This window comes from Sphingomonas sp. ERG5, from assembly GCF_000803065.1.
Lineage (GTDB): Bacteria > Pseudomonadota > Alphaproteobacteria > Sphingomonadales > Sphingomonadaceae > Sphingomonas.
In genome coordinates this window covers 141,925-165,720 of record NZ_JSXI01000024.1, presented here as the reverse complement: position 1 = coordinate 165,720, position 23,796 = coordinate 141,925, and the positions used below count along the sequence as shown (strand labels likewise).

Here is a 23,796-nt window from a genome sequence, read left to right as displayed (position 1 = left end):
ACTGATAAGCTATTTATCGGCGATAAGGTTCGGGCGCCCTGCTAGTCAAGCCCGGGAGTCACGTCCAAGACCGGAGCCGCATGAAGATCGACCGCCAACAAATTGTCGCCACCGCGCTCGACGTGCTCAACGATGTCGGGATCGACCGCCTGACCACGCGCCTGATCGCGGATCGCCTCGGCGTACAGCAGCCGGCGCTTTATTGGCATTTCAAGAACAAGCGCATGTTGCTCGACGCGATGAACGGCGAGATCCTCACGCGCGGGCATCGTGACCGGACACCCCGTTCGGGCGAACCATGGCAGACGTTCATCCGCCGCAATGCGCACAGCTTCCGTTCTGCACTGCTTGCGTACCGTGACGCCGCCCGGGTCCATGCCGGCACCGAGGGCGACCCCGAGGATGTCGATCATTTCGAGGCGCAACTCACCTTTCTCGTTGCGGCGGGCATGAAGGTGGAAAGTGCGCTCAAGCTCCAGATCGCGATCGGCCGCTATATCGTCGGCTGTGTGATGGAGCAGCAGGCCGAACTCGCCAGCCCGCCCGACAAGGACTCGCTCGATCGGGCAGTGAAAGGTCATCCGCTGCTCTCGATAGCGATCGCGGCTTATCGCGATGGCGGTCACGAGGAGCTGTTCGAAGCTGGCCTTGACCTGCTTATCGCGGGCGCCGAAGCGAAGCTGCTGGTCAGTTCCTGAGGATAGCGGAGAAAGAAACGGGGGAGAGCGCCCTGGGCAGCTCGATCCCCCACACTGCAATCGCGCCGTTGCCGGTCTCCCCGGCAGGCTCCACTCCTCGAACATTTTTATTGTTCGGCGTGACGACAGCGAGTCGCTCGTAGCGTAAAGCGCGGGCAAAAAAAAGGGCCAGCCCCCGAAAGGGACCGGCCTTGAAAGTTTTTAGGAGAGGATGCCTGAAAGGCCCGATCTTTGTGCACTGCAGCGTGAATGATCGCAAGTGCGAAAGATGCGTGCTTGATTGCGTTTTCTGCAATCGTCTACTCCCGCGGTGGGAATTGGCCGGTTTTGTGGAGCGTGCTTGAAATTATTGACTAATGATTGCCCGGCGGGTCCGCCGCATGTCCATATCGATGGAGTTGTGTCGCCATATCCCGCTTGTTCTGCCTGCCGCTCATCGCCCTGATGCTGCCTTTGCCTGTGCTTGCGCAGCAAGGATCCTCCGCGTCTTCTGAAGACGCGGAGGATATCGTGGTGATCGGCACCGGGCTGCCATTACCGCCGGGCACGCCGGCTTATGGTTCGATCGTGATCGACCGGGCCCGGTTGACCGACGAAGCGTCGGGTCGAGTCGAAAATGTTCTGAAGGACGTCGCCGGCTTCCAGCAATTCCGCCGCTCGGACAGCCGGTCGGCCAATCCGTCGGCACAGGGGATCACCTTGCGCTCGCTTGGCGGCAACGCTTCGAGCCGGACTCTGGTGCTGCTCGATGGTGTACCGATCGCCGATCCGTTCTTCGGCTATATCCCTTTCACCGCGTTGGCCGGCGACCGGCTCGGCGCGGCGCGCATCACGCGCGGCGGTGGATCGGGGCCGTTCGGTTCGGGCGCCGTCGCAGGAACGGTCGAGCTGGTCAGTGCGGGGCGCAGCGATTTGCCGATCGTCTCGGGCGAAGGGTTCTACGGAACCAACAATGCGGTGAGCGTGTCGGGAGCGGTTTCGCCCGATCTGGGTGATGGCGGCGGCTTCGCGACGTTGTCGGGCAAATTCGAGCGCGGCGATGGCTTTTTCACCACGCCCCCGTCGCAACGCGTGCCGGCGACGGCGCGGGCGCGGTATCGGGACTGGTCGGCGGGCTTGCGCGCGGTCGCGCCGCTCGATGCCGAGACCGACCTGCAATTTCGCGGCGCATTGTTCGGCGACAACCGTACGTTGCGTTTTGTCGGTGCTGACAGCGCGTCGGAAGGCCAGGACGCAAGCATTCGCCTGGTCCATCGCGGCGACTGGCAGATCGATGTGCTCGCCTATGTCCAGGCGCGCAACTTCTCCAACAGGGTGATCAGCGCGACCAGTTTCCGCCTGACGCTCGATCAACGCAACACGCCATCGACCGGGCTTGGCGGCAAGATCGAGATTCGTCCGCCGGTCGGTCCCGATCATGTGCTGCGCATTGGGGTCGATGCGCGGTTGGCCGAGGGTGAATTGTTCGAGGATGCCTATAATGGCGGCACGGGTGCGTTGACCTTCCGCCGCAACGCTGGCGGCAAGACCAGTGCGACTGGCGTATTCATTGAGGACGATTGGACGATCGGCAAGCTGATCCTGACCGGCGGTGTGCGCGGCGATCGTTGGACGATCAGCGACGGTTTTTTCCACGAACGCAATCCGGCCCGCCTGCTGACCGCGAACAGCAGCGACTATGCGGACCGTGACGGGTTGGTGGGCACCGGACGGGTTGGCGTGCTGTTCAATGCGAGTGAAGCCGTGGCGTTTCGCGCGGCGGGCTATACCGGTTTTCGCCTGCCGACGCTCAATGAGCTGTATCGGCCCTTTGTCGTGGTACCGATCACTACCCAGGCCAACGCCGCGCTTGGTCTCGAAAAGCTCAAGGGGCTTGAGGCCGGAGTCGATGTTCATCCGCTGCCCGGCGTCACCCTGGGCGTCACCGCTTTCTACAATCGCCTCGACGATGCGATCGCCAATGTCACCATCGGTACCAATTTGCGGCAGCGCCGTAACGTCGATGCGATCGTCGCCAAGGGCGTCGAGATCACGGCGAACATGCGCTTCGGCGCGGTGCGTTTCGACGCCTCCTACGCCTTTAGCGATTCCACGGTGCATGCATCCGGCGTGTCGGCCAGGCTGGATGGCTTCACCCCGGCGCAGAGCCCGCGTCATTCGGTGAGCGCCACATTGGCCTGGGCGCCGATCAACGGCCCGGCGCTGTCGGCGACGTTGCGTTACGTCGGTGCACAGTTCGAAGACGATCTCGAAACCGATGTGCTGCGCGGCGCGCTGACCGTCGACGCGACCGCGCGTGTGCCGATCATGAAGCATGTTTCGATCATCGGCCGGGTGGAGAATCTGTTCGACGAGACCGTGGTCACCCGAAATGCCGGGGGATCGATGGACTATGGCACGCCGCAGACCTTCTGGATCGGTATCCGCCTGAACTGATCAGGGTGGCGACCAGTTCGCGCACAGGGCTGCGCGCAGCCCCGTGGCGGCCGCTGGCTTACCCGTACCAAAGCCGAGATAATGCTGCTCGGCACCATAGACCGGCCAAGGCACCAGGCCGGCACCGTTCGGGGTGCCGCTACGAATGAAGTTCGCCCAATAGGCCTGAAGTGGTGGCGCATCGGTGGCGATGCCATCCTCGCCGGGGTTACCGAAGACATGGCGCAACTCGCTCGAATGACCCGGCGCCGGCCCGCCCGACGGCTGATAGTTGAAGTCGTAACGCCAAACCGAAACGCCCGACCGCCGCCGCGCCCCGGCGACGAATCCGGTCGGGCAATTGAAGACGATATCGGTGCCGATCTGCATCCGCGCCGTGCCGCGTATGGGATCGGCGGGCGGGGCATCCGGCCGCTCCAGGCCATAGAAGCGCGCTGCCGCATCCGCCTTCGCGCCGAATGCGTGTGGCAGACGCCGGCGGGCGGCGGCCAGATCGGGATAGAAATCGATCTCCTGCGCATTGGTGCCGATCAGCAGCGGCACGCGCTGGCCTGCGCCGCGGGCCAGCGTGGCTGCCGGCGGCTCGGTAATGACATGGCCGTCGATCGTGGTCTGAACCCAGGGGCTGCCGGCTTCGGGCAGGCCGGGGAGGGTGATGCCGCGCATGGCCTCCAGCAAGGTGGCGACGGGGAGTGCGCGCAATGCGGTGGCACTGGCATGCGGCCGGCCGGCCTGTGCGATGATCCGCTCTCCGATCGCTTCGCTCGCGCGCAGGTTGCGGGGTGGAAAGCCGAAGCCCGCCGTGCCGCTTTCCTCGATGGCGGCATGGAACAGGCCGCGCGCACGTGGCGAGACCTGCTGCAGCCCGACATCCATCGCGCCCGCGGACTGGCCGCCGAGCGTGACCCGGGTCGGGTCGCCGCCGAAGCGGGCGATGTTGCGCTGGACCCAAACAAGTGCCGCCTGCTGGTCCATCAGCCCGTAATTGCCCGAGGCATGGTGTGGCGATTCCGCGGTCAGCGCGGGATGCGCCATGAAGCCGAGCGCGCCCAGCCGATACTGGATCGATACCAGCACAATGCCGCGCCGAACCATCGACGAGGCGATCGTGCCCGCGCCGCCACCGGCCGTGTTCGAACCGCCATGGATCCATACCAGCACCGGCAAGCGCCGCGCTGGCGTCAGGCTGGGCGTGGCGATTTCCAGATACAGGCAATCCTCGGCGCTATAATCGGCATTGCCCTTGTTCCAGCCTTCGCTGAGCTGCGCACAGGCTGGTGCCGAACGCGTCGCGTCGCGCACCCCCGCCCAGGATCTGACCGGAGCCGGTGGGCGCCAGCGCAGCGGGCCGACCGGTGGGGCTGCGAAGGGTATGCCGCGAAAGGCTATGCGATCGGCAAGGCGCTCGCCCCGGATCCGCCCGCCACCGGTTATGACCACGGCCATGTCGGGAGGCGTTGCCGCAATCGGGTCCGTCAACAGGATCAGAGTGGCAAGGGTCAGGGCGCGCCAAGGCAGCTTCATTGACCATCGTCCCGATAGGAGCGCGCGGCGTGCCCCGGAGGAGCCGCGTCGGGCCTATAGCGGGAATATGGCGGCATGTTGACTCCCGGCCGCAGATGGTCCGCGTATCGCTGATGCCGTTCAATGCGCCGATGATGTGATCTGGGCCGGGGGTGCGGCGCGAATCAGGTCCTGTTCGAGCGTCCCGATCACTCTGGCCGCGCGGGCGCGGGGGCTCTCGCCTTCGGTCGGTGGCAGCGGGAAATCCGGTGCGATACCAGCGACCTCGTCAGTGCCGTCAGCGCGAAGCCGGATGCAGTTCGGGATGCGGAAGCGCAGCCGGGCGTGCGCCAGAACCAGCGGCGCCCCTTTGGTCATGAAACCGCAGCCATCGCCACCGGTGCGAACGCCGATCGTGCGGGCGACCTGATTGTCGCGCATCGTCGCGGCGAACATCTCCGCCGAGGAATAGGTTTGCGCGTCGGTCAGGACATAGGCCGGCCCGCGCCACGCGCCGGCAAAACCATCGACACTGGCCGCCCAGGACAGGCGCTGCGCGACATCGGCATCGCCATAGGCATTGCGCGGCAATCGACTTTTGAACCCATCGGCGAAACCGGCGTCGATCAGGCCATTGCAGGCGTCGAGCCGCCAGGGACGCTGTTCGCGCCACACCCAGGACAAGTCGCAACGCTTCGGCGGAATCGAGGCCTTTTGCCGCATGAAGAATTGTTGCGCCTGCTCCAGTGCGCTACGGCCTTCGGGCTTTGGCGCCTTGGCCAGGCCTTTGGTCATCTCGCCAATCTGTTCGTCGAAATAACCACCCGACACCGGGGCGGCGACCATCATCATCCGGGAGGAATCGACCGGACGATCGGTGAACAACCGCACCGACCAGTCGCCGCTGTCATTGCCGCCGCTGTTCATGCCGACATCGACAATGACTGCCTTGGCACCCTGTGCGCGAAGTTCGGCCAATGCCGCCGCCAATGTGCCGTACCAGATGTCGTCGGTAATGCCCTCTATCGCCGCTGCCGTGACTGGCTGGCCCGAACTCGCGATCTTCGCCCAGGCGGCAAGGCACACTGCCGGGAACGCGGTTTGTTCGAAGCTGTGGATCCGGATGACCCCGATGCGCGTGGCATTTGGCGCGGCGACCAGCCCGGTGCGGAATGGCCGGGTGATGCCGTCCGCCAGCAATGTGAACCCCGGCAGGGTTTCGAACGGCAGCGAAAAGCGGATCGAACTGGTCGATGCATAGCCCAGCGCAGCACAACCGCTGGCGGAATCCCGTGGATCGATCACCGCGGCCGGCGGTTCCGGCCAGACCGGCGTTGCCGGCTTCACGAGATAGGTCTGTTCCGACAGATGGCCGTCGCGAAAGCCTTTGACGAAATCCTGCAACGCACGCCGCGCTTCGGCATCGGTTGTCGCGGTGGCGAGTGCGGCCTGGGTGCGGCGTTCCAGCCGTGGAACATCGATCCCGCTTTGCGGGGAGCCCATCCAGGCGAGGTTGACATAAGAACGCTCGAGCTCAGCCTTGATCTGGTCGAAATCGCTTCGCCACGCTGCCGCGTCATAGCCGGCATCCGGTTCGGCGCCATGGGCCGGCGCACACGGTATCGCGGCGAGCAACGCCAGAACGGGACCAAGCGAGCGCAGGGCGCGATTTACGGACATGGGCGAAAGACTCCGATCGATAACCACCCGCGCTTAACGATATGATCGCCAGGCCGTCTTGGATCTGCGGCACGATTGGACGTTAGGTACGCCGATAGCTACCCGGCGTGCAGCCGAGTTCCGCCTTGAACGCGCGGGTAAGATGCGACTGATCGCAAAAGCCGCAGGCAGCGGCGATTTCGGCGAGTGGCATATGGGTCTGCCGCAGCAGTTCCGATGCACGGGCGACGCGCAGTCTGCGCTGATACTCGCCGATGGTGCTCCCGAAGGTACGGCGAAAGGCGCGGGAAAGGCGGATGGGGTGGCATCCCACCGCCGCGGCAACATCACGGACAGTCGCCGGACCCTCCTGATGCGCCGCCATATAGTCGCATGCCGCCTGCACCCAGCGCGATGGCGTATCGGACGCAGCGCGGGCGGCGCGTCCGAACAAGGCAAGCAGTTCGCATGACAGGCCGTCGAGAGCGATGCGCGAGAACATATCTCCGATCGCCAGTTCGGCCGCCATGCGTCGACCGAGCCGGCCGACCTCGGCGCTGCGAATGGCAGGGGCGTCTTCGAGCCGGATATGATCGGAGAGATAGCCAAGGGCGCCCGGGTTTGGATCGAGGATGAGTTTGGAGGCGCCAGTACCGCCGAACAACTGGGAATGGGGCTCGTCGGCGGGGCAGAAAAGCAAGGCGCCCGATCCCTGATCGACGGTTCGCGCGCGGATGGTTTCCTGATAACCGCCGGTCAGCACGACGCACAGGCTGGGCTGATCATGGCGATGCTCGGCCATCGCGGCGCGCGGCGCGTAACGGCGCAGGCGGATCGACGTGAACGGCTCCATTGGCCATTTCTAACCGCAGTGCCGGAGCACGGCAATTGCGTAAGGCGATCAGTCCGGTGCGATGCCGAACGCCTGCCGCAGCCGTGGTGCCGCGAAGTCGAGGAAGCGGCGCATTTTGAGTGGCATCTGCCCGCGCGCGGTATGAACCAGGTTGATGGGGGCCGGCTCCGGCTCGAACGCTTCCAGGATGATCTGGAGCGCGCCCGCGGCGATGGAATCCGCCACCTGGTAGTGGAGCAGGCGTGCGACCCCGACATGGCGGATCGCCGCGTCCGCCGCCGCCTCGGCGGTCGAAACGGAGAGCCGGGGCACGATTGGAATCTCGATGAGCGTGTCTGATCCGGCAGATCGAAATCGCCAGTCCGGCACCGGTAGCGGTGCGCCGAGCCTGATACACGGCAGCCGGGTGAGATCCTGTGGGACGTGCGGCATGCCATGGCCGGCAAGCAGGGCAGGGCTGGCGCAAATCACGGTGCGCATCGACCCGACCCGTGTCGCGATCATCGAACTGTCCGGGAGCCGGCCGATCCGTACCGCCATATCGATATGGTCGTCGATCAGATCGACATTGCGGTCCGACAGGATCAGCCGGACGTTGATCTCGGCGAAAAGCGCCAGGAAATCGACCACCACCGGCAAGACGTGCAGGCGGCCGAACAGGATCGGCGCGGTGATGACTAACTCGCCCTTGGGGGTGGTGAATTCGCCGGCCGCCTCGCGCTCCGCTTCCTCGACCTGCTCCAGGATGCGCCGCGCCGCCGTCACATAGGCAATGCCGGCATCGGTCAGGGTCAGCTTGCGGGTGGTGCGGATCAGCAATCGGGTGCCGAGCAGCGCTTCGAGGTCGGATATCTTGCGACTGAGCGTCGCGACGGGAACGCGCAGCGCCCGTCCGGCGGCGGAAAGGCTGCCCTGTTCGACGACGATCAGCAGCATCGACATGGCTTCGAAGCGATCCATCGATCTTTCCATTTTTCGGTAAGGTGAGTTCCAGTCTTATCGGATTATACGGAAGGATGAAAAGGGTCATCTCCTTCGCAGCGGGCCGGTCCGGTCCGCGCCGCAAAGAGGTTGCCATGTCTCGTATCGCCATCCCGACCCGCGACGATGTTCCCGAAGCTTCCCGGGCGACGCTTGATGTTGTCCATCAACAGCTCGGCGTCGTGCCGAACCTGTTTCGGCTGATGGCCAACAGCCCGGCGGCGCTTGCCGGCTATATGGGCCTCTCCGGCGCGCTCAAGAGGGTTCTGGACGTCAAGACGCGCGAGCGGATCGCGCTGGCGGTCGCACAGGTCAATGGCTGCGATTATTGCCTTTCGGCACATAGCTATCTCGCGCTCAACCTTGCGAAGATCGGCCCGGAGGAGATTGCGCTCAACCGCAGCGGCGCCTCGTCGGACGCTCGCGCCGATGTCGCGGTACGCTTTGCCGCCAGCGTGGCGCGGGAGCGGGGGCATGTCAGCGATGCAGACATCGCTGCGGTACGTCTTGCCGGCTTCACCGATGCCGAGATCGTGGAGATCGTCGCGCTGGTTGCCGAAAATGTCTTCACCAATTTCCTCAACGAAGTCGCCGCGACCGATATCGACTTTCCTGTCGTGCGCAGCGCTGCGGCCTGACCGGCGTTCCTTTCATCGGAGACCGAGCATGACCTATGGTTTTCTCGACATCGCCATCACGCCCAGCGTCCGTGCGGCGCAGGCGGCGATGGGCAGCGACGGACTTTGGACCGACTTCAAGGGCCATCGCGCTTTCGACCGCTTCACCGACAATGAGGCGGCGTTCATTGCCGACCGCGACAGTTTCTACATGGCGACGGTGTCGGAGACCGGCTGGCCCTATGTCCAGCATCGCGGTGGTCCGCGCGGGTTCGTGAAGCTGGTCGACGACCGTACGCTCGCCATTCCGGATTATCGCGGCAACCGGCAATATATCAGCGTCGGCAATCTTGCCGCCGGTGACCGGGCGGCGCTGATCCTGATGGACTATACCCGGCGCGCGCGGCTGAAAATCTATGCGCATGTCGAGGTGGTCGCGCTTGATGCCGATCCAGGCCTGACCGAGTTGGTCACGGTTCCGGAGTACAAGGCCAAGCTCGAACGCATCTTGCTGCTGCGGCTCGAGGCGTTCGACTGGAATTGCCCGCAGCACATCACCCCGCGTTTCACCGAGCAGGAAATTGCCGAGGCGGTCAGGCCGCTGCGGGAACGGCTTGCCCAACTCGAAGCCGAGACGGCAGAATTGCGTGCCCGCCTCGCTGCCCAGGGAGATTGATGATGAATGCCCACCGCCCGCCCGTGCCGCCCTTCACACTGGAGTCCGCGACCGAAAAGGTCCGGCTTGCCGAGGATGGCTGGAACAGCCGCGATCCGGCGCGCGTGGCGCTCGCTTACACGCCGGACAGCCGGTGGCGGAACCGCGCCGAGTTTCTCGAGGGTCGCGGCGCCATCACCGCGTTCCTCATGCGCAAATGGGAACGCGAACTCGATTATCGGCTGATCAAGGAATTATGGGCGTTTCGGGAAGACCGGATCGCGGTCCGCTTCGCTTATGAATGGCGCGACGATAGCGGGCAGTGGTTCCGTTCCTATGGCAATGAAAATTGGGCGTTCGAGGCGGACGGCCTGATGCGCCTGCGCATCGCCAGCATCAATGATGCCCCGATCCGTGAGTGCGATCGCTGTTATCACTGGCCGCCAGGCCGGCGACCCGACGATCATCCGGGGCTCAGCGACCTGGGCTTCTAGCTACTTCCAGTATTTCGACCGACCCAACCACCAACAATCGCCCGGCGGCGCCTGCCGTTTTCGGGAATGAGGAATCATGTCATGACCAATACCACCTACCGCACCGCCGATGTCGATGGCTTGGAGATTTTCTACCGCGAAGCCGGTGACCCGGCGAACCCCACATTGTTGTTGCTGCATGGCTTTCCGACGTCGGGTCATATGTTCCGCGAGCTGATCCCGCTGCTCGCCGATCGCTTCCACCTCGTGGCGCCTGACCTGCCGGGTTTTGGCCGCTCCGCCATGCCGTCGCGCGATGTCTTCACCTATAGCTTCGACAAGCTTGCCGACGTGATTGGCCGTTTCACCGAAGTGATCGGGCTCGACCGGTTCGCAATCTACATCTTCGATTATGGCGCGCCGACCGGCCTGCGTATCGCGATGGCGCATCCGGAGCGGGTGAGCGCCATTATTTCGCAGAATGGCAATGCCTATGTGGAAGGGCTCAGCGATGGCTGGAATCCGATCGAGCGCTACTGGCGCGAACCGACCGACGCCAACCGCCAGGCACTGCGCAAAATGCTGACGGAGCATTCAATCCGCTGGCAATATGAGCACGGGGTCGCCGATGTCGCGGCGGTATCGCCCGACGGCATCGCGCTCGATGTGCATTATCTGGAACGGCCCGAGGCCGATGAGGTCCAGCTCGACCTGATGCTCGACTATGCCAGCAACGTCGCGCTCTATCCTGCCTTCCAGGCTTATTTCCGCGAGCATCAGCCAAGGCTGCTGGCAATCTGGGGGAAGAACGATCCGTTTTTTCTCCCACCAGGCGCTGAGGCCTATCGTCGCGACTTGCCCGATGCCGAGATCCGCTTCCTCGACACCGGCCATTTCGCACTCGAAACCCATGCGGGCGAGATCGCGGCGGCCATCGCCGGTTTCCTCGACAAATAGCGCGCGGCTTCCCATCTAGCGCGGGATTGGAGACCCATCATGGCAGATTATCGCAAGACCGCCGAAGCCGTTGCGGCACTGACCCCGGAGCAATATCGCGTGACGCAGCAAAGCGGCACCGAGCGTCCCGGTACCGGCCCGCTGCTCGATAACAAGGAACCCGGCATCTATGTCGATATCGTGTCGGGCGAGCCGCTGTTCGCCTCGTCCGACAAATATGAATCCGGCTGCGGCTGGCCCAGCTTCACCAAGCCGATCGAGCCGGCCAATGTGAGCGAACTGAGCGACGATACGCATGGCATGGTCCGCACCGAGGTTCGCTCGGCGCATGGCGACAGCCATCTTGGCCATGTCTTCCCCGACGGGCCGCGGGATCGTGGTGGCCTGCGCTACTGCATCAATTCCGCGTCGCTGCGCTTCGTGCACCGCGATGACATGGTCGCGCAAGGATATGGCGCCTATCTCGACCAGGTCGAAGAAGTGGCGTGATGCGGTAATTGATCGGCGATCGGGCGCTCGACTTTGAGCGTCCGGTTGCCCGTCCCCGCCTTGTTAATTTTTGCCCGATCCGGATCGGGCTTCAAGTGCGCAAAGCACGGCTGCCATATCCAATTGCCCGTGGCCGAGTTCCGATGCCTCTCCCAGCAGCGTTCGGCAGGCATCGGCCAGCGGTGACGCGGTCGCGGTATCGCGTGCGGCATTGGTGACGAGGCGCGCGCTGTTCCAGGCATCGTCCACCGACGTCTGCCGTTCGAAGTCGCGTTCGATGAGCTTGGCCGAACGGAGGCGCGAGACGTTGCTGGCCATTGGTCCCGCATCGACGGCAGTCTTGAAGGCGGCAAGGTCAAGGTCGTTGCGTTCGGCAAAATGAACCGCCTCGGCGAGCCCGACCGTCATCGCGAGCAGGAACTGGTTGAGGGCAAGCTTCATCAACAGCGCCTTGCCGATCGCGCCGCACTGGATCGTCTCGCGACAGAGTGGTTTCAGCAGATCGGTGACGCGGGTCATGTCCTCGCGCTCACCCGCGACCAGACCGACAAGCTGTCCCGCCTCGGCCGGCTTGCGTGAGCCGGAGACCGGCGCCTCGACAAAGCGGCCACCCGCGGTCCGGACATCCTGTGCGAGAGCGCGCGACCATGCGGGCGGCACCGATCCCATATTGACCAGCAGGCGGCCTGCGACTTTGGCAGCGAATTCCGGCGTGCCGCGATCCAGCACGGCATTGGTGGCCGCCTCGTCGATCAGCATCATCAACACTGTGCTGGCCCGGGCGAACAGCGCGTCGGGCGTTGCGGCGACTTCGGCGCCGGCCTTGCGAAGCGGCTCGCATTTTTCGGACGAGCGGTTCCAGACGATGATCGGTATTCCCGCCTTGAGCAGGTTCAGCGCCATTGGCGTGCCCATGACACCGATGCCGATAAAGCCGATCGGTTCGGCGGTTTCCGCGACATGGTCGGCGCTGGCTGGGGAGGCGTTCACTTGACGTCGTCGTTCCGTTGAGTTCGAGCAGAGGCTGCGATGCTCGATGATCGGCTATCGCGGTGACCGGTGCAATAACCGCTTGTTACCTCTCGGAACAGGGTCGGCAGGCGTCGGGAGGGAGAGGGCAGGGAGAATATCCGCTCTCCGCCATGGTGAGCGAGGCTGTTGTGATATTCGTCATGTCAAAGAGCGGTCGGGTGCCTGATGGCGACTCGTTATGCGCAACATTGTCATGAGCTGGGCCGGGGTTGAATCGCTGGCTTAGCTTACCTGCGCTAAATGTCAGGCCAGCTCGAGCTTCCATCCAGGAAAGGGGGCCGGGATGCGCCGCCATTTCGATCCCGGATTCCCGTCACTGCGGGAAGTTTTGCGGGAAAACGCTTTTTCCGGCGTTCTGCGGGAATCTGCGGGAATTCCTGCGGGAATTTGATGGCGCGGGACGGGACTTTTCCAGCGCGCTTACGGGAATATCGGGAAATGTCGTGGGGTGGGGCATGGTTTGATCGGATCCAGTGTTCGTTGATTGAAACGGTCGTCATTTGATTCAAATGGTTTGTCGCATGAGCCATTGCCCGTGGCGCACATCATGCGCGACGGAGACCATGAATGGCGACGCCAGCGAGCTGTGTGAATCGAGTGAGCGTGTGGCGACGGGGAACGCGGTTTGCGCCCTGACTGGTCATGGCATTATGCGCTGATCATACCGCCGGGATTGGGGGATTTACGATTGATAGAACCCGCCTGACGAAGGATGTCAAAGCGCTGTGCAAAAAGCTTGATCGCGCTGAATCTCGCTTCACAAGAGGGAGACTGGACGTCGATGGGCATGCCGGCTTGCACAACATCCGGTGCGCTCGCGGCGACGCCGATCAAGCCACCAAGAACCACGATGATCATTGGGCGTTGGCGGCGGCTCTTGGCGAATGTCGAATTCGCCTAAAAGCCGATGTTCAGGATTTTGGCTGCCTTACTCCCGCGTACCAAAAGGTCGTAGCCGACAGCGACGCAATAGCTCCAAACGCCAACGTCCATTTTATGGCGCCACCGCCCTGCGCGTATAGGCTGAACGGGTTGACGGGTGGAGCCGGAGCCGGGGCAAGCTGGAGCCAAACAGCAATCGCACCAGCGAGAAGAACGAAGGGCAGGACAGTGAGGCTCAGGTAATAGATCAAGCCAGTTTTTCGGAAACGTCGCAACACCAGGTGGATGGGAATCCCGATCAAAAAAGTGGTACCATAGCCGAACAGAACGAATGCCAACATCGCAAGTAAAATGTCTGCGCCCCCCGCGTCTCCGGTACCCCCGACAACTGCGTTAATTCCGATCGCAACGAGCAGCGGAACCAAAACAGGTAGCGGGGCCAGCGCAAAGGCCTTTATCTCACGCCCGCCCACGGTTCTTCCCCATCGTCGTCAGGCCCTCAAATAATCCTATATCGCTCGACGCCCGCTTTCCATCGCGAATGTAAGCGTGGTCTGGCGGCCGCCTTGCTTTATTGGGATTCCTAAGAGGGATGAAAAGCGGACGTCGCCCTTAGCTGCTCTTGATATGCCTCTTTGTCTCCGGTGACAGGCTTGACCAGAGAGGTCCAGATCGAGGCCAGCGCTCCAGGAAGACGGTCATCCACGCATTTTCGATGGTATCCGGCTCGCTCAGTGAAATTCGAATTAGCTCAGCTAATACCCCCATTTGGGAAGGGTGAGCAGTTTCCTCCTTAAAGGCGGATCTGAAATCCCGCAAAACAGTGTGGTGATTGGCTTCCCCGCTTTCGAGATCAACAACCAGATCCACATCGGGGAAGCCCGGAAGATCAGGAAATACCGCCGTCAAGGTAGCCAATAGGCGCTTGGCGCTTTCCATGTGAGTTCGATCAACCTTAATCCTGCGCCGGTTTTTCACGCGCCGTCTCGCTCCATATGCCGAGCCGTCGCCTTTCAAAAATTATCTGGCACTTGCTTACCACTCTGCACATCGATCACAGCGCCGCCGTCATAATCGAGGATGCCAGGAACAGGCACCAACCGGTTGATGCCGACGGCGCCGGGGTATAGGTATTTCCCAACGGCCCTGTAGCGCGCCGGCTCAACAGCATCCCGCGGGACACCCGTCGCTCGTGAACTCTCGGGTCCTACCGCTCGTACAGTTCCTGCTAGCAAGTAAGTCCCACCTGGATCGCTGCTAGGACCATAGCCGGTTTCCGAGGCCAGCTCGGGGATGACGGACTTTTCCTTCGCCCTGTCAGCCATGAAATAGCCGAGATCGACGACCTTGCCGGGCTCGGCGGCAAATCCCACAGTCCCCAGACAAAAACACACGTGCACACTGGCCAAGCCCGAAGGCCATGACGCTCCGAATAAGACGTAATCCCCGGGTTTCACCTCCACGAGATAGGTGGCTTCCTCCGCGCTTTTTGCGAAGGCCGCCGCAGCGTCGATGTTCTGAAGATTGCCGATGCGGGTCCAAGTATAGTTGAAATTCTGTGTGGTTGGCGCAGGCGGAACGATGCCGGAATAGGTACCGCCCGCAGCGCGCACGGCGGCCTGTTTGGAAAGTTGCTTGTCGCGTTCTGCGATCAATTTCGGAGCCGCCAGCGCAAACGACGCCTCGCGGTCCGCTTCGTACAATTTCATTTCTTCAGCGTTCGGAATGCGCAAAAAGACAGGCTCGAAATTAGGCACGCCATGATGCTTGGGTACCCGGAACAGCAAGTAGCTCCTGTCCTTCTGAATACTGACGGGCGTGCCCGCTTTCATCTCGACCATGTCACGCGGCGGACCCTTGGCGATCACGGGCGATGCGGACAACACAGCAAGAAAGAACATTCGGTATTTCATCGTGTCACCGGCACCGGTTCGGCATCGGGTTTTTCACGGCTGGCGAGCTTCGCTTGCACCGCGATCGATCCGTGCGAGTAATTGTCTATGATGGTGACCCAGACCTTTTCGGGCGCGGGGAAGCGCTGATAGCCCCTCGGTTCCATGCAGCGCCGCATGCGTGACTGCTTCATGCGCCGGTCCAGGGGGCCGGCGACCATTGCGCCTATTATATCGCTGACGAGGCTACCGGCGAGGTAATTTGGTTCATGGATTCTAACACCAGTTACACTTGTCCAGGGCACAAAGGCCGGTAATCCCACCTCGGCATTGGATACAGGCAGGAAGCGATAGCATTCGGTCAAATCGGCATAAGCTTGCGCAAATGATGTATTCGCGCGCCAGAAGTAGAAGAACTTCCAACCGTCTGCTACGACTTTTGGATCGCGACCATCGGGCACCGAAGGAGCCGCCACCAAATTTGCATCAGGAGGTGGGGTCTGTGCTAACGCACCCGTCGCCGACAGCAGCAACGCTGCAGATATTCCATAGCTAAAAACGCTATGCCGATTAAGTCGGCGTCGCATATGCCCCCCGGTCTCAAGTCGGCAATCCGACGCTTTCGGTGCTCCTTGATCGCTCAGAAATTTGCAATCATTTTTTGGTTCATACGGATGTCCGCTATCGAGAAGCGACTGCGCGACCCGAACGTCCGCAAGTGGGTCGCCTGCCGACGGGCAGCTTTCCCGCGGTGGGACCCATGATGGGCCAGCCCAGAAGGCGGCCTTCAGGCTGCGGTTAGTGTGAAGGGTGCGATGCGGCTCCCTGCCGCCAGGAGAGTGCGCCCCGTGAGCGGCGTTTGAGCTACCGCCTTGCCAACATTCACGACAGTTGCGCCTGTGCAGATCAAGGCTCATCGACGACCGTCGCCACGGGAGAAGATGAGGCAATGACCAAAGCGCACACGTCGCGTCATTTACGCGACTGGAATGGCCTTCAATTTGTCCTGGCCGTTGCCCGGACCGGCAGCTTTCATCATGCCGCCGAGAAGATGGGCGCCCATGCGACGACCGTTTCACGGCGTGTGCAGGAGCTCGAGCGCGAGCTCAACGCGAAGCTGTTCGTCCGCCGCGCCCATGGCATGACATTGACCTCGGCGGGAAAGGCACTCGTCGCCAAGGCGAGCGAGATGGAGGCGGTCGTATCCGCCGTCACAAACAATATCGCCGGAATGGACGGACAATTGGCCGGCGTGGTGCGGCTGTATGTCTCGGAAGGGATCGGCACCTATTGGGTGACGCCGATCCTGGGCGATTTTCACCGGCAATATCCCGATATTTCGCTCGATGTCGTTACAGGACCCCAAGCAGGTGACCTTTTGACGGAGGAAACCGATATTTCCATCACCATCGTAAAACCCGAAGATCCGCGCCTCGTTGCCTTTCGCCTCGGAGCGCTGGGGTTCTCCTTGTTCGCGTCGCGCGACTATCTGCGATTGCATGGCGCACCCGGCACGATCGACGAACTCACGGACCACAAGCTGATCTATCAGGCGATCCATCACACCGATCCGCTGCTCAATTGGTGGAAGTGCATCGTCGACGCCAATGACGGCCCGGCATTCAGAACCAACTCCGCGAATTTCGCCGTGGCGGCGACTCATGCCGGCTTCGGCATTGCCCTAGGGCCCTCATTCTATCGGAAGACCGTTTTCGATCTGGTGCGGCTGGAAATCGACCTCCCGTTCGAAACAGAATTATGGATGGTCACGCATGAGGAAACAAACCGCAGTGCCCGGGTGCGTGCGGTTGGCGATTTCCTGAAGGCGCGTTTCGTACAGGACCGTCTTTGGTGGCTCGGATAGTCGCAAGGCCTGCGAAAACGCAGTTCAGAGTAGCGATATTCTGTCTGGCAAGGGCCTGAACCCTCTATACTCTCGCCGCAACAAGCAGGCGGGGCGCCATCCCGTCTGGCCGGTCCTATCCGGGCGGATCAATCGAGCCCGATGCGGCGACCTGCGCACGCGCCGCGCAGGTTCGTTTCGCGCCAAGGAAAATGGAGACATCATGCCCGGAGCAAGTCGACGTCAATTTGTTCTGGGCGCTGTCGCTGCGACGACACTCGTCGCGCGCGGCGGAGTGGCGTTGGCGGCATCAAGCGGTTCAGCAGACAGGGCGCTCGATGCGATCATAGCAGAGACGGCGCGTCATCCTCGGCCGATCGGGTCCTATTGGGAACCCTATGGTGACGGCAGCGCATTGCATGATTTGTCGTTCGACTATTCGCAGGCATCCGCGGAGCGAACCCATCAATGGATCGCACAACTCACTCGCCTCAAAACCGCGCCGCTGACCGAGGACGGGCACGAAACGCGAGAAGTCCTGCTTTGGGATCTGGAGCAGAGCCTCGGCTGGCATCGTCATTACTGGCTCGACTTTCCGCTCGGCCCTTACAGCTCGGTCTTGTCGGCGTTGACGCGGCGCCTCGGCGCCGCGAGCCTGGCGTCGTCGCAAGATCTCGACAGCTATCTTCGGCTGCTCGACGCATCTCCCCGCTACATCGATCAGATTACGGCGAAACTCCGTGGACAAATCGAGCGGAACATCCTGTATCCACGCGAAGAGATCGTCGCTGTATCGGGCTATCTGAAGGCCGTTCTCGCCGATCCGGCAACCCAGTTCCTGCCATGCGGCAAACGTCTGTCCCATGTATCTCCGCCCAGTGCCGCTGTCTTTGTCGTGCGATCCCAAAAAATCCTGGCCGAGGCCATCGTGCCGGCGCTGCACCGCCTCTCGGGCTTTCTGGACCAGTCTTATCTGCCCAGGGCCGGCGATGATGTCGGCCTCTGGCGCTTTCGCGATGGGCCCGATTATTATCGCTTCCTGCTTGGCGCACGGCTTTCACGTGAGATCGACCCCGTGGAGACTCATGAGGCAGCGCTGCAGACCGTCGCGGAAGCGGACCGCGATCTGACCGGGCTTCGCCGCGAGATTGGATTTGCCGGGTCGGCCGAAGCGTTTCACGAAGAGGTGTTGCACGGTGCGCGCTGGAAAGCCGCCAGTGTCGATGACGTGGCCAAGCGGTTTCGTGGCGCGCTTACCAAGCTGCAACCCCGCCTGCCGCGCTTCTTTTCCAGCCCACCAGCAAAACCGTTCGATGTTGCACCACAGGCGCCCGAACTGGAAAGCTTGCTGACCAACGGCTATTATCAACGCCCGACCAAGGACGATCCACGCGGAATCTATGTCTTCAATGGTGGCGACCTGGCGGACGCCTCATGGTTCTGGGCGGCGCCGCTGATCTATCATGAACTCAGCCCTGGCCATCATTACCATCTCGACCGGATCGAGGCCAACGCATCGCTCTCGCCGTATCGGCGCAGTTTCATCTCATCGGGCTTTGCGGAAGGCTGGGGCGAAATATGCGCGGAGCATCGCTGTCGAGTCCGGCGTGTATGACGATGATCTTCTGGGACGATATGCCAATCGGCTGATGGACCGGCGCATGGCGATGGGCACGGTGGGCGATACCGGTATGCACGTGAAACGCTGGACGCTCGATCAGGCCGAGCAATATGCCGCGGGTGACGCGATTACGCGGCCAAAGATGCGGCGGCGCATGGTGCTTGCCGACGCGTCGGATTTCCCCGGGCTTTCCGCCTGTTATTGGGCGGGCGGTGAAGAGTTTCGGCGCCTGAGGCGCCAAACCGAGGTGGCCGCGGGGCAAGCCTTTGACATTCGCCGGTATCACGACACCGTGCTGTCCGGCGGGATCGTCCCGTTCCCTGTGCTCGAGAAACGTTTGCAAAGACTCTTTCCCGGGTCGTGAGTTCAAAGCGGGCCCGCATCGCGTGCGACTTGAGCGCCTGTTGCAGGCGTACCGCCCGAAGCGGCGGCAAAGGCGCGATCGCCCCTATCGCCCATCCAATGTTGCGCGCCAGGCTGGGCGATCCGTGCGTGGCATGCAATGACTCGTTTGTGATCTATATTGATTGCTATTGATCGATAAGTGAGCAAATGTCCCTGCAAGACTACTCACCGCAGAAGGTGAGAGGAGGCACGCGCCATGCGAGGGAGAGCAAATGACTTTGGAAACTGCACATGGGGGGGCGATGTCGTCGTCCGTCCGGCCGGGTCTCGCGGCCAACCCCTGGTGGTCCGGAACGGTAGCGGGCATGGCATCCTATATCGATGCCGCCGCGATCACCGCCTTTAGCGCCAGTCTCGTCATCTTCGAAAAGCATCTCGGCCTTTCGGCCGGCCAGGTCGGCATCGCCGCGAGCGCCTTGACGCTTACGATGGCGATCGGCGCCGCTGTCGGCGGTCGCCTCGGTGACCGGTTCGGCCGCCGGCCGGTGTTCGTGATCACGATGTTCTTCATTATCGCTGGAGCGCTCGCGCTCATGACGGCGCAGGATTTTACCGCGATCATTCTCGGCGTCGCCGTCATGGGTTTCGCGATTGGTGCCGATCTTCCGGTGTCGCTCGCGACGATTTCGGAGGCTGCGGACGAGGAGAATCGCGGCCGACTACTTGGTTTTTCGAACCTGCTTTGGCTTATCGGCATTGCCGCAAACGGTATTTGCGTGGCGCTTTTCGGCGATCTCGGCCGCAACGCGATCTATTTCATCTTCGGCCATGTCGTTGTTGTTTCCGTGATCGTGCTGCTCGCACGATTGACCATCCCGGAATCGCGGCTCTGGCTTGATGCCCGCGCGGCGCGGAAAGCGGATAATGGCGCGCCGAAGGGCGAAACGATCAAGGTATCGATCCTGTTTCGCGCGCCCTATCTCGTCCCTTTCATTGGCTTGTCGATCTTCTATGTCGGCACGAGTATCCTCGGGAACACCAACGGCCAGTATTTGAGCTATATGATGGTGAAGGAGGCGGGTTTTACCGTCTCGTCGGCGGCGAAGTTCTCGTTCCTTGCGCTCCCCCTGGTGCTCATCGGTTTCCTCTGGTTCATGAGGATCGCCGACAAGCCCGTGCGCTTCCGCTATTTCCAGTTCGGCGCGGTGTGTTTCGTGCTGATGCCGCTCGTCATCGCCATCTTCGGCTTTTCCGCGACAACGTTGGTCTTCGCCTTCTTCCTGAACGCGATCGGCGCCTCCTTCGCCTTTGAGGGGATGTACCGTGTCTGGTCGCAGCAATCCTTCCCGACGCTGGTGCGCACGACCGCCCAGGGAACGATCATCGCGATCGCGCGCCTGGTTGCCGCGGCCGCGGCGTCGGTGACGCCGCTTCTGCTTCAGGAGATCGGCGTCCGGGCGCTCTACGGCATCCTCGCGGTGACGACGTTCATCGGCGTTGCCGCCGCCTGGGTCGTTTTTCGCTCGCGCGACCAGCATAGCGAGTTCGAGGTCGAAGAGGCGCAGTTTCATCCATGACGCCGCGACCTGACAGGGGGAATGGCCGGACGAGTTGGCGGCACAAGCTGATTGTCGCGCTGGCGTATGTGGCGCGCATCAGGGACAGATCCGCCGGCAAGCTCGTCAAGCTTGCCGAGGCAACGGCGGCCTCGGCAGGCACGCCGCTCCCGGCTCCCGAACCGCCGGCGGCCAGTCTGGACGGCGTCACGGCGTCGCTTGGCCATTTCGGCGAATGGCCGGTCTGGCGTCTCGAGCCCCAAGGCGGCGCATCGCGCGCGCAGACGCTCATCTATTTTCATGGCGGCGCCTATATTGCCCAGATGGCGAGTTTCCAGTGGACCTGGATCGCGACGCTTGTGCGGGAGCTTGGTTGCTGCGCGCTCGTTCCGCTCTACCCGCTCGCGCCGCGCGGGACCGCAGCGCTGGTTATTCCAGAGGCGGCCGACCTCGTCGCGCAGGCCTTGGCGCCGGGCGCGCCCGTTTCGGTCATCGGGGATTCGGCCGGCGGGGGACTCGCTCTTGCCGTGACGCAGGAACTAGTCCGCCGCGGCGGCGCGCAGCCCGCGCACCTGCTCCTGATCGCTCCCTGGCTCGATGCGACCCTGTCCGATCCGCGATCATTGTCGATCGATGATCCGTTGATGACGGTGGACTCGCTCCGATGGTCCGGCCGGCAATGGGCCGGCGAGCTCGATCCGGCGGAGGGGAGGGTCAGCCCGCTATTCGCCAGTATGGAGGGGCTTCCACCGGTCACCGTCTTCGCGGGTACGCGCGATATCCTGTATCCCGACACCGCCCGTCTCGAGCAGCGGAGCCGCGACGAGGGACTGACAATGGCGTTCATCACCATGCCGGGCCTCGTTCACGGCTGGCCCGTCTTCACCTTCCTGCCGGAGGCGCGGGCTGCGCTTCCCCGCATCGTCAAGATATTCGAAGGATTCCAATGAGCGGACAATTCGACATCGACGCCCCGGCACCCCGTATCGGCAACATGCTCGCCGCGCCGGTCGCGATTGAGACAGCGCCGCGCCTGAGAGTCGAGTTCGAGCTGGATGAGGGGCACGGCGAGTTAGCCCAGGCGACGCTGCTGCTTTCGGCTTTGGGGGTGGTCGAGGCATGGGTGAACGGCGCGCCGGTCAATGACGACCTTCTTGCGCCGGGCTGGACATCCTATGAATGGCGGGTGCGCTATACGGTAAGCGACGTGACCGGGTTCGTGTCGGAGGGTGCGAATGCGCTCGCGCTTCAACTCGGCGATGGCTGGTACGCGACACCGCTCTTCATTCCGCCGCATGTGACCTATGGCGAGCGACCGGCCGGTTTTGCCGAGCTTCATCTCCGTTTTGCCGATGGGCACAGGCAGGTCGTTGCGACGGATGAAGACTGGCGGGCCGGTGCGAGCCCGATCACCCGGTCGAGCATCTATGACGGGCAATCGATCGACGCCCGATTGAGGAGCGCCGACTGGCTGCAACCGGGTTTTGCGGCGGAGGGTTGGCTGCCCGCCGAAATGGTCGAGTTTGACGCGGGTAAATTCGACCGTCAGTTCGGTCCCTCGATACGGCGCATCGAAACTCTCGCGCCCAGGCGTCTGTGGACATCGCCTTCCGGCAGGCTTCTCGTCGACTTCGGCCAGAATTTTGTCGGCTGGCTCAGCATCAAGGTCAAAGGCGCTGCGGGCGACACGCTGACGATCCGCCACGCCGAGGTTATCGAGCATGAGGAGCTTGGCGTGAGACCGCTCCGCTCGGCCAGGGCGACCGACATATACACGCTCAGCGGCGGCGAGGATCTGTTCGAACCGACTTTGGTCTTTCACGGCCTTCGCTATGCCCAGATCGACGGCTGGCCGGGCGGGATCGAAGCGCTGGCGCGCGATGGCGGCGTGGAAGCCGTCGTCATCGGATCCGACATAAAGCGCACAGGCTGGTTCCGCTGCTCGAACGATGATCTCAACCAGCTCCACAGCAATGTCGTCTGGAGCACCAGGGGCAATTTCGTGGGGGTGCCGACCGACTGTCCGCAGCGCGACGAGCGGCTGGGCTGGACCGGCGACCTGGCAGTGTTCGCGCCGACCGCGGCTTTTCTCTTCGACATCGAGGATTTTCTGCGCGAATGGCTCCGCGACCTGGAACTCGAGCAGGCGCAGCGCGATGGCCTCGTGCCCTGGGTCGTGCCGGATATTCTCAAATATTTCGACGCCAGGCCTTTGTTCAAGATGATCGATACGACCGCGATCTGGTCGGATGCCGTGGCATGGGTGCCACGCGCCATCTGGGATGCGTATGGCGACAAGCGCGTGCTCGCCGAGACATTCGATGCGCAGGTCGCGCATGTGAACCGTGCCTGGTCGCAGCTTTCGGATCGCGGTGTCTGGGAAGGTCGCTTCCAGTTCGGGGATTGGCTGGATCCGGAGGCTCCGCCACAGAATCCCTTGGCGGCGAAGGCCGATGCGGGTGTCGTTGCCACGATCAGCCTCTATCGTTCGTTGCGGCTCGTTGCCGAGGCGGCTGCCATTCTGGACCGGGACGATGAGGCCGCGTTTGCGGAGAGGGCGGCGATTCTGCGTCGCTCCTTTTACGCTGCTTATGTCGAGGATGGGCGTATCGAGAGCGACTGCACGACCGTTTATGCGATGGCCATCGTTTTCGGCATTCTCGACGACGCCGACATCCCGATTGCCGGAGAACGGCTCGCCGAACTCGCGCGCGCCTCGGGCTACCGGATCAGCACCGGATTTGCCGGTACGCCCTATATCTGTGACGCGCTCGCCCGGACGGGGCATCTCGATGATGCCTATGCGATGCTGCTCGAGACCGAATGCCCGTCATGGCTCTACCCGGTGAAGATGGGGGCGACGACGATATGGGAACGCTGGGACTCGATGCTTGCCGATGGTTCGATCAACCCCGGCGAAATGACGAGCTTCAACCATTATGCGCTCGGCGCCGTCGCAAACTGGATGCACGGCACGATCGGCGGTATCGCGCCGCTATCGGCGGTCGATGGTCGTTATCGCGTCGCGCCGCGGCCGGGCGGGGGCGTGAGCTGGGCGGAAACGGCGTGGGAGACGCGGCAGGGGCTGCTTCGCGTGCGCTGGGATCTCGAGGCCGGCGACCTGCGAGTCCAGGTCAGCGTGCCGGAAGGGGCGTCGGTTGAGCTTGCCCTTCCTGGGCATGAGGCCGAACTGCTCGGCGCCGGCTCGCATGAGCGTGTCGTTCCTTGTGAGAACGCTCAGGCTCCCGCGGCGCATGTCGCCGGGGAAACCCGGCCACGACCATGAGGTCGCGGCCGGGGCGCC

General features: G+C 62.8%; 23 protein-coding genes. 13 read left to right on the top strand and 10 right to left on the bottom strand.

Annotation, left to right across the window (positions count from 1 at the left end; translation table 11 throughout):
- Positions 1 to 80 precede the first annotated feature (80 nt).
- Both OO12_RS09390 and OO12_RS09385 read left to right on the top strand, forming a co-directional pair.
- Positions 81 to 698, top strand: coding sequence for a TetR/AcrR family transcriptional regulator C-terminal domain-containing protein (locus tag OO12_RS09390; protein WP_034158390.1), 618 nt, complete (start codon positions 81 to 83; stop codon positions 696 to 698).
- A 444-nt stretch (positions 699 to 1,142) separates the two neighbouring features.
- Complete coding sequence (locus OO12_RS09385; RefSeq protein WP_034158545.1) at positions 1,143 to 3,134, top strand: TonB-dependent receptor plug domain-containing protein; 1,992 nt, start codon at positions 1,143 to 1,145, stop codon at positions 3,132 to 3,134.
- Here the strand turns inward: OO12_RS09385 and OO12_RS09380 are convergent, their stop codons facing one another.
- The 4 genes from OO12_RS09380 to OO12_RS09365 form a co-directional block, all read right to left on the bottom strand.
- A complete protein-coding gene (locus tag OO12_RS09380) occupies positions 3,135 to 4,658 on the bottom strand; it encodes a carboxylesterase/lipase family protein (RefSeq protein WP_052215701.1) in 1,524 nt (507 codons plus the stop codon).
- Between the two features lie 120 nt (positions 4,659 to 4,778).
- Complete coding sequence (locus tag OO12_RS09375) at positions 4,779 to 6,317, bottom strand: S41 family peptidase (protein ID WP_034158389.1); 1,539 nt, start codon at positions 6,315 to 6,317, stop codon at positions 4,779 to 4,781.
- 82 nt (positions 6,318 to 6,399) lie between these two features.
- Positions 6,400 to 7,149 (bottom strand): helix-turn-helix transcriptional regulator, encoded by a 750-nt coding sequence (locus tag OO12_RS26815; protein ID WP_052215700.1) that lies wholly within the window; start codon positions 7,147 to 7,149, stop codon positions 6,400 to 6,402.
- 48 nt (positions 7,150 to 7,197) lie between these two features.
- Complete coding sequence (locus tag OO12_RS09365; protein ID WP_034158542.1) at positions 7,198 to 8,109, bottom strand: LysR family transcriptional regulator; 912 nt, start codon at positions 8,107 to 8,109, stop codon at positions 7,198 to 7,200.
- A 116-nt stretch (positions 8,110 to 8,225) separates the two neighbouring features.
- On the opposite strand from OO12_RS09365, the gene OO12_RS09360 reads away from it, so the two are divergent.
- The 5 genes from OO12_RS09360 (at position 8,226) to msrB (ending at position 11,321) form a co-directional block, all read left to right on the top strand.
- The gene (locus OO12_RS09360; protein ID WP_034158541.1) at positions 8,226 to 8,768 is read left to right on the top strand and encodes a carboxymuconolactone decarboxylase family protein; all 543 of its coding nucleotides are present in this window, start codon (positions 8,226 to 8,228) and stop codon (positions 8,766 to 8,768) included.
- Positions 8,769 to 8,796: 28 nt separating this feature from the next.
- Positions 8,797 to 9,423: a pyridoxamine 5'-phosphate oxidase family protein gene (locus tag OO12_RS09355; protein ID WP_034158388.1), complete on the top strand. Its 627-nt coding sequence runs from the start codon at positions 8,797 to 8,799 to the stop codon at positions 9,421 to 9,423.
- Between the two features lie 2 nt (positions 9,424 to 9,425).
- On the top strand, positions 9,426 to 9,896 hold the full coding sequence (locus OO12_RS09350; RefSeq protein WP_034158387.1) for a nuclear transport factor 2 family protein: 471 nt from the start codon (positions 9,426 to 9,428) through the stop codon (positions 9,894 to 9,896).
- An 81-nt stretch (positions 9,897 to 9,977) separates the two neighbouring features.
- Positions 9,978 to 10,832, top strand: coding sequence for an alpha/beta fold hydrolase (locus OO12_RS09345; RefSeq protein ID WP_034158540.1), 855 nt, complete (start codon positions 9,978 to 9,980; stop codon positions 10,830 to 10,832).
- 39 nt (positions 10,833 to 10,871) lie between these two features.
- A complete protein-coding gene (gene msrB, locus OO12_RS09340; protein ID WP_034158386.1) occupies positions 10,872 to 11,321 on the top strand; it encodes a peptide-methionine (R)-S-oxide reductase MsrB in 450 nt (149 codons plus the stop codon).
- 63 nt (positions 11,322 to 11,384) lie between these two features.
- Here the strand turns inward: msrB and OO12_RS09335 are convergent, their stop codons facing one another.
- From OO12_RS09335 to OO12_RS27980, 6 genes are all read right to left on the bottom strand, one after another.
- Positions 11,385 to 12,311, bottom strand: a complete 927-nt coding sequence (locus tag OO12_RS09335; protein WP_200887428.1) for an NAD(P)-dependent oxidoreductase — start codon at positions 12,309 to 12,311, stop codon at positions 11,385 to 11,387.
- Between the two features lie 690 nt (positions 12,312 to 13,001).
- Positions 13,002 to 13,211, bottom strand: a complete 210-nt coding sequence (locus OO12_RS09330) for a hypothetical protein (RefSeq protein ID WP_034158385.1) — start codon at positions 13,209 to 13,211, stop codon at positions 13,002 to 13,004.
- 53 nt (positions 13,212 to 13,264) lie between these two features.
- The gene (locus OO12_RS09325) at positions 13,265 to 13,708 is read right to left on the bottom strand and encodes a hypothetical protein (RefSeq protein WP_034158384.1); all 444 of its coding nucleotides are present in this window, start codon (positions 13,706 to 13,708) and stop codon (positions 13,265 to 13,267) included.
- Positions 13,709 to 13,847: 139 nt separating this feature from the next.
- Positions 13,848 to 14,174 carry a hypothetical protein gene (locus OO12_RS09320; RefSeq protein WP_034158383.1) on the bottom strand — a complete coding sequence of 109 codons (327 nt, stop codon included), beginning with the start codon at positions 14,172 to 14,174 and terminating at the stop codon, positions 13,848 to 13,850.
- Between the two features lie 74 nt (positions 14,175 to 14,248).
- Positions 14,249 to 15,136: a hypothetical protein gene (locus tag OO12_RS09315; RefSeq protein ID WP_034158382.1), complete on the bottom strand. Its 888-nt coding sequence runs from the start codon at positions 15,134 to 15,136 to the stop codon at positions 14,249 to 14,251.
- 8 nt (positions 15,137 to 15,144) lie between these two features.
- The gene (locus tag OO12_RS27980) at positions 15,145 to 15,660 is read right to left on the bottom strand and encodes a hypothetical protein (protein WP_152616336.1); all 516 of its coding nucleotides are present in this window, start codon (positions 15,658 to 15,660) and stop codon (positions 15,145 to 15,147) included.
- 416 nt (positions 15,661 to 16,076) lie between these two features.
- Here OO12_RS27980 and OO12_RS09305 point away from each other — a divergent pair, with 416 nt between their 5' ends.
- The 6 genes from OO12_RS09305 (at position 16,077) to OO12_RS09280 (ending at position 23,778) form a co-directional block, all read left to right on the top strand.
- Entirely contained in the window at positions 16,077 to 16,991 is a 915-nt protein-coding gene (locus OO12_RS09305) for a LysR family transcriptional regulator (protein WP_034158380.1), read from the top strand.
- Between the two features lie 202 nt (positions 16,992 to 17,193).
- Positions 17,194 to 18,585, top strand: a complete 1,392-nt coding sequence (locus tag OO12_RS09300) for a DUF885 family protein (RefSeq protein WP_082006436.1) — start codon at positions 17,194 to 17,196, stop codon at positions 18,583 to 18,585.
- Complete coding sequence (locus OO12_RS09295) at positions 18,578 to 18,955, top strand: DUF885 family protein (RefSeq protein ID WP_034158378.1); 378 nt, start codon at positions 18,578 to 18,580, stop codon at positions 18,953 to 18,955. The genes OO12_RS09300 and OO12_RS09295 overlap by 8 nt, the downstream gene beginning before the upstream one ends.
- Before the next feature lie 283 nt (positions 18,956 to 19,238).
- Positions 19,239 to 20,513, top strand: a complete 1,275-nt coding sequence (locus OO12_RS09290; protein WP_034158377.1) for an MFS transporter — start codon at positions 19,239 to 19,241, stop codon at positions 20,511 to 20,513.
- Positions 20,510 to 21,442 (top strand): alpha/beta hydrolase fold domain-containing protein, encoded by a 933-nt coding sequence (locus OO12_RS09285; protein WP_052215698.1) that lies wholly within the window; start codon positions 20,510 to 20,512, stop codon positions 21,440 to 21,442. Before OO12_RS09290 ends, OO12_RS09285 begins: the two co-directional genes overlap by 4 nt.
- Entirely contained in the window at positions 21,439 to 23,778 is a 2,340-nt protein-coding gene (locus OO12_RS09280; protein WP_200887427.1) for an alpha-L-rhamnosidase, read from the top strand. The genes OO12_RS09285 and OO12_RS09280 overlap by 4 nt, the downstream gene beginning before the upstream one ends.
- The last annotated feature ends 18 nt before the right edge of the window (positions 23,779 to 23,796 follow it).